15 protein-coding genes and 1 pseudogene are annotated in these 18664 nt (G+C 62.6%); 8 read left to right on the forward strand and 8 right to left on the reverse strand.

All coding sequences use genetic code 11. From position 1 onward, the window contains the following. The 6 genes from nuoK to J9870_RS18670 all read left to right on the forward strand — a co-directional run bounded on the left by nuoK (nucleotide 1) and on the right by J9870_RS18670 (nucleotide 7152). The gene (gene nuoK, locus J9870_RS18645) at nucleotides 1-309 is read left to right on the forward strand and encodes an NADH-quinone oxidoreductase subunit NuoK (protein WP_003180046.1); all 309 of its coding nucleotides are present in this window, start codon (nucleotides 1-3) and stop codon (nucleotides 307-309) included. After that, entirely contained in the window at nucleotides 306-2159 is a 1854-nt protein-coding gene (nuoL, locus tag J9870_RS18650) for an NADH-quinone oxidoreductase subunit L (RefSeq protein WP_210639436.1), read from the forward strand. Before nuoK ends, nuoL begins: the two co-directional genes overlap by 4 nt. Before the next feature lie 39 nt (nucleotides 2160-2198). Next, entirely contained in the window at nucleotides 2199-3731 is a 1533-nt protein-coding gene (gene nuoM, locus J9870_RS18655; protein ID WP_210639437.1) for an NADH-quinone oxidoreductase subunit M, read from the forward strand. Between the two features lie 7 nt (nucleotides 3732-3738). After that, on the forward strand, nucleotides 3739-5202 hold the full coding sequence (gene nuoN / locus J9870_RS18660; RefSeq protein ID WP_025212979.1) for an NADH-quinone oxidoreductase subunit NuoN: 1464 nt from the start codon (nucleotides 3739-3741) through the stop codon (nucleotides 5200-5202). Between the two features lie 169 nt (nucleotides 5203-5371). Continuing rightward, on the forward strand, nucleotides 5372-6481 hold the full coding sequence (locus J9870_RS18665) for an NAD(P)/FAD-dependent oxidoreductase (RefSeq protein ID WP_210639438.1): 1110 nt from the start codon (nucleotides 5372-5374) through the stop codon (nucleotides 6479-6481). Between the two features lie 194 nt (nucleotides 6482-6675). Next, nucleotides 6676-7152, forward strand: a complete 477-nt coding sequence (locus J9870_RS18670) for a hemerythrin domain-containing protein (RefSeq protein ID WP_210639439.1) — start codon at nucleotides 6676-6678, stop codon at nucleotides 7150-7152. Between the two features lie 54 nt (nucleotides 7153-7206). Here J9870_RS18670 and J9870_RS18675 read toward each other — a convergent pair whose 3' ends face one another. Then, nucleotides 7207-8085, reverse strand: a complete 879-nt coding sequence (locus tag J9870_RS18675) for a LysR family transcriptional regulator (protein WP_210639440.1) — start codon at nucleotides 8083-8085, stop codon at nucleotides 7207-7209. 267 nt (nucleotides 8086-8352) lie between these two features. Then, the gene (gene ycaC, locus J9870_RS18680; protein WP_210639441.1) at nucleotides 8353-8982 is read right to left on the reverse strand and encodes an isochorismate family cysteine hydrolase YcaC; all 630 of its coding nucleotides are present in this window, start codon (nucleotides 8980-8982) and stop codon (nucleotides 8353-8355) included. A gap of 3 nt (nucleotides 8983-8985) precedes the next feature. On the opposite strand from ycaC, the pseudogene J9870_RS29750 reads away from it, so the two are divergent. Beyond that, nucleotides 8986-9108, forward strand: a pseudogene (locus tag J9870_RS29750) (DUF4381 domain-containing protein); the annotation flags it as partial. A gap of 21 nt (nucleotides 9109-9129) precedes the next feature. On the opposite strand, the gene J9870_RS18685 reads toward J9870_RS29750, so the two are convergent. From J9870_RS18685 to J9870_RS18705, 5 genes are all read right to left on the reverse strand, one after another. Then, complete coding sequence (locus tag J9870_RS18685) at nucleotides 9130-10968, reverse strand: amidohydrolase (RefSeq protein WP_003203401.1); 1839 nt, start codon at nucleotides 10966-10968, stop codon at nucleotides 9130-9132. A 118-nt stretch (nucleotides 10969-11086) separates the two neighbouring features. Beyond that, complete coding sequence (locus J9870_RS18690) at nucleotides 11087-11725, reverse strand: antibiotic biosynthesis monooxygenase (RefSeq protein WP_210639442.1); 639 nt, start codon at nucleotides 11723-11725, stop codon at nucleotides 11087-11089. Next, on the reverse strand, nucleotides 11718-12131 hold the full coding sequence (locus J9870_RS18695) for a DoxX family protein (RefSeq protein ID WP_210639443.1): 414 nt from the start codon (nucleotides 12129-12131) through the stop codon (nucleotides 11718-11720). Before J9870_RS18695 ends, J9870_RS18690 begins: the two co-directional genes overlap by 8 nt. Further along, nucleotides 12128-13075, reverse strand: a complete 948-nt coding sequence (locus J9870_RS18700) for a LysR family transcriptional regulator (RefSeq protein ID WP_210639444.1) — start codon at nucleotides 13073-13075, stop codon at nucleotides 12128-12130. The genes J9870_RS18695 and J9870_RS18700 overlap by 4 nt, the downstream gene beginning before the upstream one ends. 139 nt (nucleotides 13076-13214) lie before the next feature. Next, complete coding sequence (locus J9870_RS18705) at nucleotides 13215-14036, reverse strand: alpha/beta hydrolase (protein ID WP_210639445.1); 822 nt, start codon at nucleotides 14034-14036, stop codon at nucleotides 13215-13217. A gap of 380 nt (nucleotides 14037-14416) precedes the next feature. Between J9870_RS18705 and J9870_RS18710 the strand changes: the two genes are divergently transcribed. Next, the gene (locus J9870_RS18710) at nucleotides 14417-17230 is read left to right on the forward strand and encodes a winged helix-turn-helix domain-containing protein (protein WP_210639446.1); all 2814 of its coding nucleotides are present in this window, start codon (nucleotides 14417-14419) and stop codon (nucleotides 17228-17230) included. Here J9870_RS18710 and J9870_RS18715 read toward each other — a convergent pair. Then, complete coding sequence (locus J9870_RS18715; protein WP_210639447.1) at nucleotides 17177-18664, reverse strand: winged helix-turn-helix domain-containing protein; 1488 nt, start codon at nucleotides 18662-18664, stop codon at nucleotides 17177-17179. The genes J9870_RS18710 and J9870_RS18715 overlap by 54 nt on opposite strands.

An 18664-nucleotide genomic window follows, 5' to 3' on the forward strand; every position in this document is an offset into this window, starting at 1 on the left:
ATGCCTGCTATCCCTCTCGAGCATGGTCTGGCGGTTGCCGGCATCCTGTTCTGTCTCGGTCTGGTCGGCCTGATGGTCCGCCGTAACATTCTGTTCGTGCTGATGAGCCTGGAGGTCATGATGAATGCCTCCGCCCTGGCCTTCATCGTCGCGGGCGCTCGCTGGGCGCAGCCGGATGGACAGATCATGTTCATCCTGGTGATCAGCCTGGCAGCCGCCGAGGCCAGTATCGGCCTGGCGATTCTGTTGCAGCTGTACCGCCGCTTCCACACTCTCGATATTGACGCTGCCAGCGAGATGCGCGGATGAACCTGATCTTTCTGACTTTCGTATTTCCCCTCATCGGTTTCCTGCTGCTGTCGTTCTCCCGTGGACGCTGGTCGGAAAACCTCTCGGCGCTGATTGGCGTGGGTTCCATTGGCCTGTCTGCCATCGTCGCGGCCTACGTGATCTGGCAATTCAACGTCGCCCCGCCCGAAGGTGGTGTGTACGTACAGGTGCTGTGGCGCTGGATGGCGGTGGAAGGCTTCACGCCGAACTTCGCCCTGTACCTGGACGGCCTGTCCATCACCATGCTCGGCGTGGTGGTCGGCGTGGGTTTCCTGATCCACCTGTTCGCCTCCTGGTACATGCGCGGTGAAGCCGGCTACTCGCGCTTCTTCGCCTACACCAACCTGTTCATCGCCAGCATGCTGTTCCTGGTGCTCGGCGATAACCTGTTGTTCCTGTACTTCGGTTGGGAAGGCGTGGGCCTGTGCTCGTACCTGTTGATCGGTTTCTACTACAGCAACCGCAACAACGGTAACGCCGCGCTCAAGGCGTTCATCGTGACCCGGATCGGCGACGTGTTCATGGCCATCGGCCTGTTCATCCTGTTCCAGCAACTGGGCACGCTGAATATCCAGGAACTGCTGGTCAAGGCACCGGAACACTTCAAGGTCGGTGACTTCTGGATTGTCCTGGCGACCCTGATGCTGCTCGGTGGCGCTGTCGGTAAATCCGCGCAACTGCCACTGCAGACCTGGCTGGCTGACGCGATGGCCGGTCCTACCCCGGTCTCGGCACTGATCCACGCCGCAACCATGGTGACCGCGGGCGTCTACCTGATCGCCCGTACCCACGGCCTGTTCGCCCTGGCGCCGGACATCCTGCACCTGGTCGGCATCGTCGGCGGCGTGACCCTGGTCCTGGCCGGTTTCGCCGCGCTGGTACAGACCGACATCAAGCGCATCCTCGCCTACTCGACCATGAGCCAGATCGGCTACATGTTCCTGGCCCTGGGCGTCGGTGCCTGGGAAGGCGCGATCTTCCACCTGATGACCCACGCCTTCTTCAAGGCGCTGCTGTTCCTTGCTTCCGGTGCGGTGATCGTTGCCTGCCACCACGAGCAGAACATCTTCAAGATGGGCGGCCTGTGGAAAAAACTGCCGCTGGCCTATGCCAGCTTCATCGTCGGCGGCGCGGCCCTGGCGGCCCTGCCACTGGTCACCGCCGGTTTCTACTCCAAGGACGAGATCCTCTGGGAAGCGTTCGCCAGCGGTAACCAAGGCCTGCTCTATGCCGGCCTGGTAGGTGCGTTCATGACCTCGCTGTACACCTTCCGCCTGATCTTCATCGCGTTCCACGGTGAAGCCAAGACCGAAGCTCACGCTGGCCACGGCATTGCCCACTGGCTGCCACTGTCGGTGCTGATCGTGCTGTCGACCTTCGTCGGCGCCATGATCACCCCACCGCTGGCCGATGTGCTGCCGCAAAGCGTCGGCCATGCCGGCGGCGAAGCCAAGCACAGCCTGGAGATCGCTTCGGGCGCCATCGCCCTGGCGGGGATCCTGCTGGCCGCCCTGCTGTTCCTGGGCAAGCGCCGTTTCGTCACGGCAATCGCCAACAGCGGCATTGGGCGTTTCCTTTCGGCCTGGTGGTTCGCCGCCTGGGGCTTCGACTGGATCTACGACAAACTGTTCGTCAAGCCATACCTTGCGATCAGCCACATTCTGCGCAAAGACCCGCTCGACCAGACCATTGGCCTGATCCCGCGCATGGCCAAGGGCGGCCACACCGCCCTGAGCCGTACCGAGACTGGTCAACTGCGTTGGTATGCGGCTTCCATGGCGGCTGGCGCCGTGCTGGTTATCGGCGCCATCGTGCTGGTAGCGGTCTGATATGAACCTTGCGAACTTGCGAAAGGAAACGAGCCCGTCATGATTCTGCCCTGGCTAATCCTGATCCCCTTCATCGGCGGCCTGCTGTGCTGGATCGCGGAGCGCTCCAGCTCCACGCTCCCGCGCTGGATTGCGCTGCTGACCATGTCCCTGGAACTCGCGCTCGGCCTCTGGCTGTGGGCGACCGGCGACTATTCATTCGCTCCGGCCCCTGGCGCCGATCCGACCTGGGCGCTTGAATTCAAGCACGCCTGGATCGCGCGCTTCGGCATCAGCGTGCACCTGGCCCTCGACGGCCTGTCGCTGCTGATGATCCTGCTGACCGGCCTGCTGGGTATCCTCTCGGTCCTGTGCTCCTGGAAAGAGATTCAGCGTCACGTCGGCTTCTTCCACCTGAACCTGATGTGGATCCTGGGCGGCGTGATCGGCGTGTTCCTGGCGCTGGACCTGTTCATGTTCTTCTTCTTCTGGGAAATGATGCTGGTGCCGATGTACTTCCTCATCGCGCTCTGGGGTCACAGTTCTTCGGACGGCAAGAAAACCCGGATCTACGCGGCGACCAAGTTCTTCATCTTCACCCAGGCTTCCGGCCTGATCATGTTGGTGGCGATCCTTGGCCTGGTGCTGGTCAACTTCAACAACACCGGTGTGATTACCTTCAACTACGCCGACCTGTTGAAAGTGCAGATGTCCAAGACCACCGAGTACGTGCTGATGCTGGGCTTCTTCATCGCCTTCGCGGTGAAGCTGCCAGTGGTGCCGTTCCACTCCTGGCTGCCGGATGCCCACGCCCAGGCACCGACCGCAGGTTCCGTGGACCTGGCGGGTATCTTGCTCAAGACCGCGGCCTACGGCCTGCTGCGCTTTGCCCTGCCGCTGTTCCCCAATGCCTCGGCAGAGTTCGCGCCAATTGCGATGACCCTGGGCCTGATCGGGATTTTCTACGGTGCGTTCCTGGCGTTCGCCCAGACCGACATCAAGCGCCTGATCGCGTTCTCCAGCGTCTCGCACATGGGCTTCGTGCTGATCGGTATCTACTCCGGCAGCCAGCTCGCCCTGCAAGGCGCGGTGATCCAGATGCTCGCCCACGGCCTGTCGGCGGCGGCACTGTTTATCCTCAGCGGCCAGTTGTACGAGCGCCTGCACACCCGGGACATGCGTGAGATGGGCGGCATCTGGTCGCGTATCGCTTACCTGCCGGCCATCAGCCTGTTCTTCGCGGCCGCGTCCCTGGGCCTGCCGGGCACCGGCAACTTCGTCGGCGAGTTCCTGATCCTGATCGGCACCTTCGTCAGTGCGCCATGGATCACCGCCATCGCGACGTCTGGCCTGGTGTTCGGTTCGGTCTACTCGTTGATCATGATCCACCGCGCCTACTTCGGCCCGTCCAAGTCGGACGAAGTGCTGCGCGGCATGGACGGTCGCGAACTGATCATGGTGCTCGGCCTTGCGGTACTGCTGGTTTACCTCGGCGTTTCCCCGCAGCCGTTCCTCGACACCTCTGCCGCCACGATGCATGGCGTGCAGCAGTGGCTCGGCACCGCCTTCTCTCAACTCGCTTCGGCCCGGTAAGAGCGCTATGGAATTCACGATTCAACACTTTATCGCGCTTGCGCCGCTGTTGATCACCAGCGCCACGATCATCGTGGTGATGCTGGCAATCGCCTGGCGCCGCAATCACTCACAGACCTTCCTGCTGTCGGTGGCGGGGCTGAACCTGGCCCTGCTGTCGATCCTGCCGGCCCTGAAAGTCGCACCACTGGCGGTCACGCCGCTGTTGCAGATCGACAGCTTCGCCTGCCTGTACATGGCGCTGATCCTGGTCGCCACCCTGGCCTGTGTCACCCTCGCCCACGCCTACCTCGGCGATGGCGGCTCGGGTTACCCGGGCAACCGCGAAGAACTGTACCTGCTGATCCTGATGGCCGCCGCCGGTGGCCTGGTTCTGGTCAGCGCGCAGCACCTGGCCAGCCTGTTCATCGGCCTGGAACTGCTGTCGGTGCCGGTCTACGGCCTGGTGGCCTACGCTTTCTTCAACAAGCGCTCCCTGGAAGCCGGCATCAAGTACATGGTGCTGTCGGCCGCCGGTTCGGCGTTCCTGTTGTTCGGTATGGCCCTGCTCTACGCCGAAGCCGGCACCTTGAGCTTCGTCGGCATCGGCCAGGCCCTGGCGGCCACCGGCCTGCCTAGCCCGATTGCGCAATTGGGCCTGGGCATGATGTTGATCGGCCTGGCGTTCAAGCTGTCGCTGGTGCCTTTCCACCTCTGGACCCCGGACGTCTACGAAGGCGCCCCGGCGCCGGTGGCGGCGTTCCTGGCCACCGCGTCGAAAGTGGCGGTGTTCGCGGTGATGGTGCGTCTGTTCCAGATCTCGCCAGTGGCCAGCAGCGGTGTGCTGAGCAATGTACTGACCATCATCGCCATCGCGTCGATCCTGTTCGGTAACCTGCTGGCTCTGACCCAGAGCAACCTCAAGCGTCTGCTGGGTTACTCGTCCATCGCCCACTTCGGTTACCTGCTGATCGCCCTGATCGCCAGCAAGGGCCTGGCAGTGGAAGCCATCGGCGTGTACCTGGTCACCTACGTGATCACCAGCCTCGGCGCGTTCGGCGTGATCACCCTGATGTCCTCGCCATACAACGGCCGCGACGCCGACGCGCTGTACGAATACCGCGGCCTGTTCTGGCGCCGGCCGTACCTGACCGCCGTGCTGACCGTGATGATGCTGTCCCTGGCCGGCATCCCGCTGACCGCGGGCTTCATCGGCAAGTTCTACATCATCGCCACCGGCGTCGAGGCCCACCAATGGTGGCTGGTCGGTTCCCTGGTGCTGGGCAGTGCCATCGGCGTGTTCTACTACCTGCGCGTCATGGTCACTCTCTACCTGATGGAACCGAACCTGCGTCGCCACGATGCTGAGTTGCACTGGGAACAAAAGGCAGGCGGCGTGATGCTGCTGGCCATTGCCGTGTTGGCGTTCTTCCTCGGTGTGTACCCGCAGCCGTTGCTGACTCTGGTTCAGCAGGCAGGCCTGACAGGCTGATCGCCTCAACGCTGTAGCCATCGGAAAAGCCCGTATCGCCAGATACGGGCTTTTTTTATGCCTGCCGGTTTCTCAGGCAGTGGCAGGAACATCACACCCACGCTACACCCACTTCCCAAGCGCGGGCTATCCTGAACCCGCCAACTGCAGCCCTGAAGGAGGAACAACGTTGAGTGTCGATATCGAGTGCGTCGTCGTAGGCGCTGGGGTCGTCGGGCTCGCCATAGCCCGGGAAATGGCGCAGGCCGGACACGAAGTGCTGCTGATCGAAGCCGGTGAAGCCATCGGCATCGGCACCAGTTCGCGCAATTCCGAGGTCATCCATGCCGGCATCTATTACCCACCGGGCAGCCTCAAGGCGCAGCTATGCGTCGAAGGCCGGCACAAGCTGTACGACTATTGCCAGAGCCATGGGGTCGAGACTCAACGGCTCGGCAAGTTGATCGTCGCCAAGGATCGGGCGCAAATGGCCGGGCTTGAGGCATTGCTCGAACGGGGCTTGATGAACGGCGTGGACGACCTGCGCCTGCTCGATCAACGACAGGCGTTGGACCTGGAGCCGGCCCTGGCGTGTGTCGGTGCGCTGTATTCGCCTTCCACCGGTATCGTCGACTCCCACGCACTGATGCTGGCCTTGCAGGGCGATGCCGAAGCGGCCGGTGCGAGCGTCGCGTTCCACACACCGCTGCTAAAGGCCCGCGTTACCGTCGATGGCTTCGTGCTGGAGCTGGGTGGCACGGCACAGATGAGTTTGTCCTGCCAACGACTGATCAACGCCGCCGGCCTCCACGCCCCGGCCCTCGCCCGCCGCATCGAAGGCCTGGCGCCGCAGTCGGTGCCGCGCGAGTATTTGTGCAAGGGCAGCTACTTCAGCTTGACTGGCCGCGCGCCCTTCCGGCACCTGGTCTACCCCGCGCCGCAAGCGGCTGGCCTGGGTATCCACATGACCCTGGACCTGGGGGGCCAGGCGCGCTTCGGTCCTGACGTCGAATGGGTCGAGCACGAAGACTACCGAGTCGACCCGGCGCGGGCCGAGATCTTCTACCCGGCGATCCGCAATTACTGGCCGGGCCTGCCGGACCAGAGCCTGCAACCGGGCTACAGCGGCTTGCGCCCGAAAATCTCCGGCCCCGGCGAACCTGCCCGTGACTTTCTCATCAGTAGCCCAGCCGAACATCAGGTTCCCGGGTTGATCAACCTGTTCGGGATTGAATCGCCGGGGCTGACCTCTTGCCTGGCGATAGCCGCGCGAGTCCGGCAACTGATCACGAGCGTTTAGCCATAGCGCAAAGTGCAAGGCGTTTTCCCCACCCTCTTGCAGCTTGCACGAACCCAAAAACAGCGACAAACACAACCCGCTGTTTTTAAACAACTTTTTAATATGAGCTGGCTGGCACGGCTGATGCAATTTACCTCTTACGCGGCGTCGGCGCTTGAAGCTGGCCCGCATCCGTGAATTGCCAGGAGCTACTTATGAACGCCATCGACCTGTTGAAAGCCGACCATGAACGCGTCAAAGCCATTCTCACCCAACTGAGCGAGTCCACTGATCGCGCCGTCAAGAAGCGCACCGATCTGTTGGCCAAACTGGAAATGGAAATTTCCATCCACACCCGTCTGGAAGAAGAGATTCTGTACCCGGCGTTCAAGCAAGCAGGCGGCAAGGACGAGGCCGAAATGTATTACGAGGCCAAGGAAGAACACCGCACCGTCGACTCGCTGGTGCTACCCGACTTGAAAACCACCGATCCGACCCAACCGGAATTTGCCGGTCGCGTGAAAGTGGTCAAGGAACTGCTTGAGCATCACATCGAAGAAGAAGAGAAGGAGATGTTCCCCCAAGCGAAAAAACTGCTGGGCAAAGCCAAGCTCGACGCTTTGGGTGAAGAGATGGAAACCATGAAAGCGCAGTACAAAAAAGAACTGGGCAGCGCCAACCTCGCGGCCTGATCCAGCGCCACGGATGCTTCAGCCGTCATGTGACGGCTGAATGCGTTGCGGGTCTTATTGCATCTGTTCGCGCAAGAACTCCACCAACGCCTGCACCGGGCGTGCACTTTGCCGATGCTGGGGATACACCGCCGACAGCGTCAACGGCTCGGTCTCGAAGCCCGCCAACACCTTGACCAGTCGCCCATCCTTCAGGGCATCGCCCAAAATGAAAGTCGGCAGATAAGTAATGCCCATGCCGGCAATGGCCGCATCCCTGAGCAAGTCACCGTTATTGGCGCGCATGCGTCCGGCGACCTCCAAGGTCAACGGTTTGCCCACCCCACCGAATCGCCACTGTACTTGCCGACTATGCCCATAGGGCAGGCAGTCATGAGTGCGCAGGTCCTCAGGTCGCACAGGTGTGCCTTTTTGCGCCAGGTAAACGGGGCTGGCGCAGTACACCCGCTCGATGGTCGCGATGCGTCGGGCAATCAGCGTCGAATCCTCCAGCACGCCGATGCGCAGTGCCAAGTCGTAGCCCTCCCCCAGCAGATCCACCGAGCGGTCGCTCAGGTCCACCTCGACGCTGACACCTTGATAGCGCTGCAGAAACAGCGGCAACAAGCTACCCAAGTGCGCCACGGCGAAGGACAGTGGCGCGCTGAGGCGAATGGTGCCGCGGGGCTCGTTGGTCTGGCCGCTGATGCCCTGTTCCACCTGCTCGACTTCGCTGAGCAGCCGCAGCGCCGCTTCGTAATAGCGCTGGCCCAGGGGCGTGACATCCAACCGCCGCGTCGAGCGATTGAGCAGGCGCACGCCCAGGCGCTGCTCCAGCTCCATGAGCTTGCGGCTGACGAACTGCTTGGACAGCCCCAGCTTATCCGCTGCGGCGGTGAAACTGCCCGACTCCATGACCTGGGCAAAAATGCGCATTTCTTCGAAGGGGTTCATTGTCATTCCAGGGTGGACAGTCAGGATGTTCTGTTGGGCATTGTGGTCGGAGTGAGACAGATTGGGAAGGTGTCGCATGTGCCGCCGTCATCGCGAGCAAGCTCGCTCCCACAAGGTTTTTTTGGTGGACATGGGGCCTGGGCACACTCGATAACACTGTGGGAACGAGCCTGCCCGCGATAGCGGTAGACCTGCCTGCCAGAATATCAATGCCAGGCACAAAAACGCCCGCACAAGGCGGGCGTCGTCCAGCAGTAACCGCCAGGCTTACTTGGCCGCCAGCGCCGAGTAGCTGTTCATCAGGTTGCGGTAGTTCGGAATGCGCGGCGACAGCAGGTTCGCCAGGCCTTCCATGTCGTTGCGCCAGTCGCCCTGCAGTTCACACGCCACCGAGAACCAGTTCACCAGTTGCGCACCCGCCGCGGCCATACGCGCCCAGGACGCTTGCTGCACGGTTTCGTTGAAGGTGCCCGAGGCGTCGGTGACCACGAAGACTTCAAAGCCTTCAGCCAGCGCCGACAAGGTTGGGAACGTTACGCAAACGTCAGTCACGACACCGGCGATGATCAACTGCTTGCGGCCGGTGGCCTTTACGGCCTTGACGAAATCTTCGTTGTCCCAGGCATTGATCTGACCTGGACGCGGAATGTATGGCGCATCCGGAAACAGCTCTTTCAACTCTGGCACCATCGGACCGTTCGGACCGTTTTCGAAGCTGGTGGTCAGAATGGTTGGCAGCTTGAAGAACTTCGCCAGGTCGGCCAAAGCCAACACGTTGTTCTTGAACTCGTTCGGCGAGAAGTCCTGGACCAGGGAAATCAGACCGGTCTGGTGATCGACCAGCAGGACGACCGCGTCGTCTTTGTTCAGGCGTTTGATAGCGGGAACGTTGCTCATGGGATGACTCCTTTGGGGATGGATCGTGTGGAACCTGTGGGAGCGAGCTTGCTCGCGATGGCGGCGAACCATTCAACATCGTCGTCGCCTGACACTCCGCTATCGCGAGCAAGCTCACTCCCACAAGGGATAGGTGTTTGTGCTCAGTCAGAAGGCAAAGCAGGAGCAGCCAAACGCGCCCCAGAAGCCTTGGAAATCGCTGACCGGCACGTTCGACAGCCGCGCCCGTTCATGGCTGTGGGAGTGAACCGTGCACGGACCACTGCACTGGTGAACCTGCGCCTGCAACGGTGAAGTCGGGCGCCAATGGCCCGGAACCTTGACCACCGGCGACCAGTCCGGCAGCACCGGTACGCTGGCTGGGCCAAGCTTTTCGAAGTCGCCGGCGGCGTACACCACCTTGCCGTCGACCACCGTCAACACTGACTCGATCCACTTGATGGCTTCTTCCTCGACGCTGAAGAAGTCCGCGCTCAGGGCTGCCAGGTCCGCCAGTTGGCCGACCTTGATCTGGCCTTTCTTGCCCTGCTCCGAAGAGAACCAGGCGCTGCCATGGGTGAACAGTTCCAGCGCGGTCAGGCGCGGCAGGCCCTCTTCGTGCAACGAGAGGCCGCCGACGGTGCGGCCGCTGACCATCCAGTACAGTGAGGTCCAGGGGTTATAGCTCGACACCCGGGTAGCGTCGGTACCAGCGCCCACCGGCACGCCTTCGGCCAGCATGCGCTTGATCGGCGGCGTGGCTTCGGCGGCCTTGGCACCGTAGCGGTCGACGAAGTATTCACCCTGGAAGGCCATGCGATCCTGGATCGCGATACCGCCGCCCAGCGCTCGCACGCGTTCGATGTTCTTCGGTGTGATGGTCTCGGCGTGGTCGAAGAACCACGGCAGGCCGTTGAACGGAATGTCGCGGTTGACCTTCTCGAACACATCGAGCATGCGGCTGATGGATTCGTCATAGGTGGCATGCAGGCGGAACGGCCAGCGCTGCTCCACCAGGTGCCGGACCACCGGCTCCAGATCCTGCTCCATGCCCGGCGGCAGGTCCGGACGCGGTTCGAGGAAATCCTCGAAATCCGCCGCCGAGAACACCAGCATTTCACCGGCGCCGTTATGCCGCAGGAAATCATCACCCTGGTGCAACTTGACGCTGCCGGTCCAATTCTTGAAGTCGCTGAGCTCTTCCTTGGGCTTCTGGGTGAACAGGTTGTAGGCGATGCGCACCGTCAATTGCTGTTCGCGCGCCAACTGCTCGATCACCGCGTAATCGTCCGGGTAGTTCTGGAAACCGCCGCCGGCATCGATGGCACTGGTCAGGCCCAGGCGATTGAGTTCACGCATGAACTGGCGCGTGGAGTTGACCTGGTATTCCAACGGCAACTTCGGCCCCTTGGCCAACGTCGAGTAAAGAATCATCGCGTTAGGCCGCGCCACCAGCATGCCGGTGGGTTCGCCTTTGCTGTCGCGCACAATCTCGCCGCCCGGCGGGTTCGGCGTGTCACGGGTGTAGCCGGCCACCCGCAGCGCAGCGCGGTTGAGCAAGGCGCGGTCATACAGGTGCAAGACGAACACAGGGGTGTCGGGAGCGGCCTGGTTGAGTTCTTCCAGGGTCGGCATACGTTTTTCGGCGAACTGGAATTCGTTCCAACCGCCCACCACGCGCACCCATTGTGGCGTTGGTGTGCGATCGGCCTGGTCCTTGAGCATGCGCAAGGCATCGGCCAGGGACGGTACACCTTCCCAACGCAGTTCCAGGTTGTAATTCAGGCCACCACGGATCAGGTGCAAGTGCGAGTCGTTGAGCCCAGGGATGACGGTGCGGCCCTTGAGGTCGATGACTTGGGTGCCGCTGCCGCGCAGGGCCATGGCCTCGGCGTCGGTGCCCACGGCGACGAAGCGTCCCTGGCTGATGGCTACCGCGCTGGCACGGGGTTTTTCACGGTCGACGGTATGGAACTGGCCATTGAACAGAATCAGATCGGCGTTCATCGGATTTCCTTCTGGATGAGTAGAGGCAAGGGACAGCCGCGGCCAGAAAGCCGCCGCAGCGCTGAGCAAGGACCCGGCGGCGAGCAATTGGCGACGCAGCGGATCGGTTGGGTCGTCCTTATTGGCCATGGCCGGGTTCCAAATGTTCGTGGGCTTTGGAGGCCTCAAGCCATGGAGCGAACAAACGGGTCGCCAGCGGCATGCACACGTACACCACCGAGAGCACGATGGTCAGGGTGATCAGGAACGTCGCCACCACATAGTTGGACAGAAAGGCGTTGAGTTGCAGCAATGGCCCCCAGATCAGCGGTACCAGCAAGGTATGGGGCAGGATCACCAGCAACGTCACCACAGCCTGCTTCCAGCGCGGCGGCGGTGTGGCCGCATCGGCCAACGGAGCGAACCAGAACTCCTTGTGCTGCGCGACTTCGGTCTGATCGCCGTCGGCCAGCAAGGGCGTGGCTTCCTCCACCAGTTCGCGACGTTCGGGCGAATCCAGCCAGCGCTGCATGGCCTCGGTGGAGCAGAACCGCAGCACGCAGGTAAACAGCGACAACCCGCCCTGCTTGCCCCGCACCACATCCACCCCCAGGTGGCCCGGCCATTGGCCGGCCACGCTGACGATACGGCGCAACCAGGCTTCATAAGCCGCATCCTGGCCGGCCTTGATCCGGTGCTTGACCACCAGGGTGACGATTTCGTCAAAGCCAGGCTTGGCCGGGCTCGCAGTTGATTCGATGGCTTGAGATTCAGACATGACGTAACACTCCAGCAAAACGCGTGTTCATCGCCAGGCGTCCAGGCCCGGCAATGAATACGCTGGTAAATACAATCAGCAGCAACCAGCCGAACTGCCCTTCTTCCAGGCTCCACTGCGGGTGCACCACCAGTAGCGCAACCGTCAACAGAAACAGGATAGGCAAGCAGGCCAGGCGTACCAGGACACCAGCCATGATCAGCAGCGGGCACAGCACCTCAGCGAAAATCGCCAGGATCAAGGTCGGTGCCGCGCCCAAGTGAAACGGGTCTTCGATACGGGTCAGCTCAACGCTGTAATGCAACAGCTTCGGCAGCCCATGGACCCAGAGTAAAAACAGCGCGCCACTCAGGCGCAGGAACAGCAAGCCCAGATCCTGCAGGGAACGTTCGTCAGAGATATTCATCGGTGAACTCCGACCGGGTCCGCCGAGGCGGCGGCCGGCAACGGTTGGGACATATGGGTGGCAATGCGCGAGCGTAGCCAGCGCTCGGCCGGGTCGTTGTCATGCACGCCGCTCCAGACCATCGACAACTCGGCCGCGTTGATCTCGAACGGCGGATCCTCGGCCCGCAGCGCGCAGCCTTCCACCAACGCGCAGGCGGCGTAGTCGGGGACGGTGGCGATCAGCTCGGTGCCGGCCAGCAAGGCTCGCAGCCCACTGAATTGCGGCACCGCCAGTACCACTTTGCGGGCCCGACCGATGCGGGCCAGGTCCAAGTCGATGTTGCCGCTCAGGTCGCCCGAGAACGAGACCATGGCATGGGGCCGCGCGCAGTATTCGTCCAGGGTCAGTGGCCCCGGACGCTTGTCGCCACGCAGGACCTTGCAGGGGATGTCTCGCAGTTTCTTGCGCTTGGCATTGGCCGGCAGGTCGGTGGTGTAACTGACCCCGACGCTGATTTCACCGCTGGCCAGCAGCGAAGACATCAGCAGGAAATTGGCCCGGCGCACCACGACGATAATGCCCGGCGCTTCTTCACGCAGTTGGCTCAGCAATGGTGGAAACAAGCCGAACTCGGCATCGTCGGACAGACCGATGCGGAACACGTCGCAGCTGGTCGACGGATCAAACGCCTTGGCTCGGCTGACCGCGCTGGAAATCGTGTCCATGGCCGGTTGCAGCTCCTGCAGGATCGCCAGCGCTCGCGGAGTCGGTTCCATGCCGCGACCATGCCGGATCAGCAGCGGATCATCGAACAGATCCCGCAACCGCCCTAGCGCCGCGCTCACTGCCGGCTGGCCCATGAACAGCTTTTCGGCGACGCGGGTCAGGTTTTTCTCGAACATCAATGCCTCGAAGATCACCAGCAGGTTCATGTCGAGACGGCGTAAGTCGTTGCGGTTCATGGGGGTGAGTCCTATCGATCCTGTGGGAGCGAATCTGCTCCGGGCGGTGTTCCGACGAATACGGTGGCTCAGCTTGCATTTGATGTTTGCTGTACCGGCCTCTTCGCGAGCAAGCTCGCTCCCACAGGTTAGTGCTTGGTCAACCCTGGATGAACGCCAGCAGGTCCGCGTTCAAGCGATCCTTGTGGGTGTCGGTCAGGCCGTGGGGCGCGCCCGGGTAGACCAGCAATTGCGCGTTCTTCAGCAATTTGGCGGCGGCGATGCCGGCGGTTTCGATGGGGACCACCTGGTCGTCATCGCCATGCACCACCAGGGTCGGCACGTCGATGTTGCGCAGGTCTTCGGAAAGATCGGTCTCCGAGAACGCCTTGATGCAGTCGTAAGTGTTCTTGTGGCCGGCGAGCATGCCCTGCATCCAGAACCAGTCGATCATGCCTTGGGAGACCTTGGCCCCCGGCCGATTGGCGCCGAAAAACGCGCTGGCCACATCTTTGTATAGCTGAGAACGGTCGGCCAGGGAGGCTTGGCGGAAACCGTCGAACACCTCGATAGGCAAGCCGCCAGGGTTGGCCGGGGTCTTGAGCATCAGCGGCGTGACCGCCGAGATCAGGCCGAGCTTGGCGACACGTGCGGAGCCATGACGACCGATGTAGCGCGCCACTTCACCGCCGCCGGTGGAGAAGCCGAGCAGCACCGCATTCTTGAGTTCCAGGCGTTCGATCAGCTCGGCCAGGTCATCGGCGTAAGTGTCCATGTCGTTGCCGTCCCAGGGCTGGCTGGAACGCCCGTGCCCACGGCGGTCATGAGCGATCACCCGGTAGCCGTTGGACGCCAGGAACATCATCTGCGCCTCCCAACTGTCCGAGTTCAACGGCCAGCCGTGGCTGAAGACCACCGGTTGACCACTGCCCCAATCCTTGTAGTAAATCTCGGTGCCGTCGCGGGTGATGAAGGTGCTCATGACATGACTCCTTGAGGTGGGTGAATGGCTTCATGGTCCAGCCACGGGGAGCGTCTGCGTGAGTTAAACGTTGTTAATTTTTTCGGGACGGGCGTGTTAATCCCCCGGATGAAGACTGCTTTTGTGGCGCGGGGATTTATCCCCGCCGGACGGCGAAGCAGTCCCAGGACGGACCTCTTGGTGTGTCAGTCCATTAGGCTTTTGGGCCGCTGCGCAGCCCAACGGGGATAAATCCCCTCGCCACAGATAAATCCCCCTCGCCACAGAAGCGCGGTGTCTGCCAGAGAGGCGTGAGGGCTCCTCACCGTTGCGTTTGACGCAAAACCTGAGGAATATGCTCGGGTAAAACTCTGCACCGGGACCCGGACATTGAGAGCGACATGAGCCATTACCTCAACCTGCCCGTCGAACAGACCGTGCATTTCGGCCCTTACCGGGTCCATCCTCGCCAGCGCCTGGTGCTGGAGGGTGGGCAACCGTTGCGCCTGGGACGGCGGGCGGTGGAAATCCTGCTCGTGTTGCTCGAACACGCCGGGCAGGTGGTGAGCAAACAGCAACTGATCGCCCGCGTCTGGCCCACGAGCGTCGTGGAAGACACCAACCTACGAGTGCACGTCGCAGCGTTGCGCAAGGCCCTCGGCGATGGTCAGGCGGGCCAGCGCTACATCGTCACCGTGGCCCAGCGCGGCTACAGCTTTGTCGCACCGCTGTCGCTCGAACCCCTCGAGCAACTGGCGCGCATCCCCCATCCGTCATTGGCCCGCAACCTGCCCCTGCGCCGCACACGAATGATCGGGCGCCAGGCCCTGATAGACGTGCTGGTGGCCCAGTTGCCGCGAAAACGTTTCATCACGCTGGTGGGGACCGGAGGCATCGGCAAGACCACCGTTGCCCTGCGCGTCGCCGAACAGTTGCTCGGCCACTATCGCGACGGTACTTATCTGCTGGACCTGGCAGCGCTCAACGATCCAGCCATGATCGCCCCCAACCTGTGTGCGCTGCTGGACCTGCCGCTGCATGACGACGAACCGCTGGACACCATCGCCCGCCAGCTCAAGGAGCGGCATCTGTTGCTGGTGATCGACAACTGCGAGCACCTGATCGACGCCATCGCCCTGCTTTGTGAAACCCTGCTGCGCGGCGCCCCGCATTTGCACGTGCTGGCCACCAGTCGCGAAAGCCTGCGGGCCGAAGGTGAACATGTGCAGCGCCTGGATGCCCTGGCGTACCCGCCACGGGAGATGTCCATCAAAGGTTATCCCGCCGTGGAGTATCCGGCGTTGCAGCTGTTCGCCGAACGGGCGATGGCCAGCCATGACGACTTCGAGTTGACCGACCACGAGGTACCGTTGGTGGTCGACATCTGCCAACGGCTGGACGGCATTCCCCTGGCCATCGAACTGGCTGCGGCGCAAGTCGGCCGCTTCGGGCTGGAGGAACTTCGCAGACAACTGCAAGGCAGCGTCGCCCTGCTGCACAATGACGCCGACGCCGACGCCGCACCGCGTCAGCAAACCCTGCGCGCCACGCTGGATTGGAGCTTCGCGCTGCTCACCGCTTGCGAGCAGATCTGCCTGCAGCGCCTGGCGGTGTTCATGGGCAGTTTCAACCTGGCCTCGGCAGCGGCGGTGATCGTCGGCCAACATGTCGCGCCCGATCAGGTACTGGTGTCCGTCAGCCAGTTGGTCGCCAAATCCTTGCTCAACGTAGAAATCGGCGATGAAGAGGTGCGCTATCGCCTGCTCGACACCACCCGCAGCTATGCCTTGGAGAAACTCGCCGAAGCGGGAGAACTGGCGGCCAGCCAGGCCCGCCACGCCGAGCGTTGCCTGACGTTGATGGAGCAAGCCCAAAGCGACTGGGAAAACACCCCCACTCGGCTGTGGATCGCCCGCTACGCCGCCTACCGCGACGACATCCGTGCAGCGCTTGACCGGGGCTTGGGCCCCCAGGGCTCCCACGCCGTGGCAATCCGCCTGACTGCCCGCACCCTGCCCCTCTGGCAGGAACTGTCGTTGCTCAAGGAGCACGGCCTTTACGTCAGCAAAGCACTGAAATTACTCCAGGCCAGCCCCTCGCCGTGCCCAAGGTTGACCCTCGCCCTGGAACTGGCCCACGCCAGTTTCAATTACCACACCGAAGGTGGCACGCCGGCCACCGTCCGCTCTTTCGTCACGGCCCGGCGGTTGGCGCAACAATGCCAGGACCTGGCGGGAGAACTGCGGGCGGTATCGGGGCACATGACCGTCAACCTCAGTCGCGGCAATTACCAGCAGGCGCTGGAACAAAGCCAGGACTTCGACCGGCTCGGCCTGCATGGCGACCCGAACCTCACCTTGAGCGCCCAACGCTTGCGGGTGCTGGCGCTGCATTTCACCGGCGACCAGCGCGCGGCGCGGCGCGATGCCGAACAGGTGATCCAGCGCCTGGCCCAGAGCGGCCATCTCAGCCGGTTCAGCCATGGCTTTGGCGTGCAATACGATCAGAGCGTGGCCGCACTGACGGTTCTGGCGCGCATCCTCTGGCTGCAAGGCTATGCCGAGAAAGCCCGGCGCACCGCCAACCTGGCGTTGCAGATCGCCCTGCAGATCAACCACGGCATTTCGATCTGCTACACCCTGGCGATGACCGGTTGCGTGATCGCCCGCTACAACGGCGATCATTCAACCGCCCGGGAAAGGCTCGATCTGCTCAAGCAACAGGCCAGAAAACATTCGGTGATGTTGTTCCATGACTGGGCCTGTCACTACGACTGCGCCTTCGCCGGTGAAACCCTGGAAGCGAGTCCGACGGGCATCGGGCTGATCCGCGATATCGTGGTCACGCTGCGGGCCGACCTCGTCAGCCCGGCGCAAATCGAACGCGCCCACAGCGGTGCTGCAGGCTGGTGTGCAGCGGAAATCCTGCGGGCCGGCGCCGAAACCTGGCTGGCACAGGACGATCCGTCCCTTGAGGGCCGCGCCGAAGATCAACTACTGCAGGCACTGGCCGTGGCCCGGCGCCATAACGCCCTGGCCTGGGAACTGCGCAGCGCCATGTCCCTGGCCCGTCTATGGCAACGCCGGGGGCAGACGCTCGCCGCGCGGGATCTGCTCGAGCCGGTCTATCGACGCTTCACCGAAGGCTTCGACACTCCCGACCTACAGGAAGCCGACGCGCTGCTCCAGACGCTGAGTCAACGGCTCGGGCATTGACCGGCACGGCCCCCAAGCCTCTTGCAGCACATAACGCCGATGGAGCGCCTGCCACTGACCACTGCACCGCAGCTTTTCCAGGGCATAGGCGCGGGTGGTGTGGAGCAAGTGAAAACGAACCCCGTCGGCGCATTGCTCGACCATCAGCAGCGACTGGCTCACCAACCGCGACAGCAGCCAGGGCAATTGCCCGACGCTCAGCTCGGCACAACTGATCACCGCCATCGCCGCCCGCAGGGTAAAGGGTGTCTCGAACACCGCCAGGCGCTGGAACACCGCTTGCTCGTCAGCGCTCAAGCGCTCGAAACTCCAATCCAGCACAGCCTCCAGGCTTTGATGGTGGATCACCGCCGTGCGTCGTCCATGGCTCAGGAAAGACAGGCCATAATCCAACTGCTCCAGCACTCCCGCCACCCCCAAAGCATCGACCTGGACCGCCGCCAACTCCAACGCCAATGGCAAACCGTCCAGGCGTTGGCAGACCTGAGCGAGGGTCTGCACGTCGCGCCCTGACGGTTTGAAGCCTTGCTGCCGGGCGCCGACCCGCTCGATCAACAACTGCACAGCCGGGCACGCCAATATCTGATGTTCAGGTTCAAGGGCCGACGCCACCGCCAATCCCTGCAACCGCACAACGCTCTCATCCGGAATGCCCAGAGGTTCGCGACTGCTCAACAACAGCGACACGCCAGGGGCCGAGCGCAGTGCCTGAGCCAGTTCCCGGCAGCCCTCGATCAAATATTCGAAACCATCGAGCACCAGCAACATTCGACGGGATGCCAGTTGCTGGTTCAACTCCCCGCCTTCCAAACCGAGCGTGCGGGCGACCTGCGCTGGCACCTGCGAAGAATCGCTAATGACGGACAGGTCAACGAACCAGGCACCGTCGTCAAAATACTCCAGCATCAGTTCCGCCACCCGCAACACCACGGTGGTCTTGCCGACACCGCCCGGGCCGGTCACGGTGGTCAGCGGCTGGCGGGGCACTTCGGCCAGTAACTGGCCCAGCACTTTGTCGCGACCGATCACTGGGCTCAGGCGGGCGGGCAAGTTGTGTCGCTCGGGCCATCGGTTGACATGCCGCTCGACATTCGCTTCCAGAATCACCGGGGCGGCAAGGCAATAACCTTGCCGGGGATGATTGAGGATATAGCGAACGCCGTCCCGCCCATCGCCGAAGGCCCGCCGCAGCGCCGCGATGTGCACCCGCAGGTTGATTTCTTCCACGACGCTGTCAGGCCAGACGCGCGCGATAAGCGCTTGCTTGCTGACAAATGTGCCGGCGTGCTCGACCAGCACCTGAAGAATGTCCAGGGCACGTCCGCCCAGCGCCAAGGGTTTGCCGTCACAAGTGACCAGGCGCTGCTGTCGATAAAAGGCAAACGGACCGAAGCCCACCGCCGGCTCGGTATCGGGTTTGACGAAACTGTTCAT

This window comes from Pseudomonas sp. Tri1 (genome assembly GCF_017968885.1).
In the GTDB taxonomy this organism is placed as follows: Bacteria; Pseudomonadota; Gammaproteobacteria; order Pseudomonadales; family Pseudomonadaceae; genus Aquipseudomonas.

Bases quoted from the DNA above. Each gene is read 5' to 3' on its own strand.
- J9870_RS18685 (WP_003203401.1), bottom strand. From the start codon at position 10,968: ATGAACGCCGATCTGATTCTGTTCAATGGCCAGTTCCATACCGTCGAC.
- ycaC (WP_210639441.1), bottom strand. From the start codon at position 8,982: ATGAGCAACGTTCCCGCTATCAAACGCCTGAACAAAGACGACGCGGTC.
- J9870_RS18705 (WP_210639445.1), bottom strand. From the start codon at position 14,036: ATGAGCACCTTCATCACCCGCGACGGCACCGAGATTTACTACAAGGAT.
- J9870_RS18670 (WP_210639439.1), top strand. From the start codon at position 6,676: ATGAACGCCATCGACCTGTTGAAAGCCGACCATGAACGCGTCAAAGCC.
- nuoM (WP_210639437.1), top strand. From the start codon at position 2,199: ATGATTCTGCCCTGGCTAATCCTGATCCCCTTCATCGGCGGCCTGCTG.
- nuoN (WP_025212979.1), top strand. From the start codon at position 3,739: ATGGAATTCACGATTCAACACTTTATCGCGCTTGCGCCGCTGTTGATC.
- J9870_RS18675 (WP_210639440.1), bottom strand. From the start codon at position 8,085: ATGAACCCCTTCGAAGAAATGCGCATTTTTGCCCAGGTCATGGAGTCG.
- nuoL (WP_210639436.1), top strand. From the start codon at position 306: ATGAACCTGATCTTTCTGACTTTCGTATTTCCCCTCATCGGTTTCCTG.
- J9870_RS18695 (WP_210639443.1), bottom strand. From the start codon at position 12,131: ATGAATATCTCTGACGAACGTTCCCTGCAGGATCTGGGCTTGCTGTTC.
- J9870_RS18690 (WP_210639442.1), bottom strand. From the start codon at position 11,725: ATGTCTGAATCTCAAGCCATCGAATCAACTGCGAGCCCGGCCAAGCCT.
- J9870_RS18715 (WP_210639447.1), bottom strand. From the start codon at position 18,664: ATGAACAGTTTCGTCAAACCCGATACCGAGCCGGCGGTGGGCTTCGGT.
- J9870_RS18700 (WP_210639444.1), bottom strand. From the start codon at position 13,075: ATGAACCGCAACGACTTACGCCGTCTCGACATGAACCTGCTGGTGATC.
- J9870_RS18710 (WP_210639446.1), top strand. From the start codon at position 14,417: ATGAGCCATTACCTCAACCTGCCCGTCGAACAGACCGTGCATTTCGGC.
- nuoK (WP_003180046.1), top strand. From the start codon at position 1: ATGCCTGCTATCCCTCTCGAGCATGGTCTGGCGGTTGCCGGCATCCTG.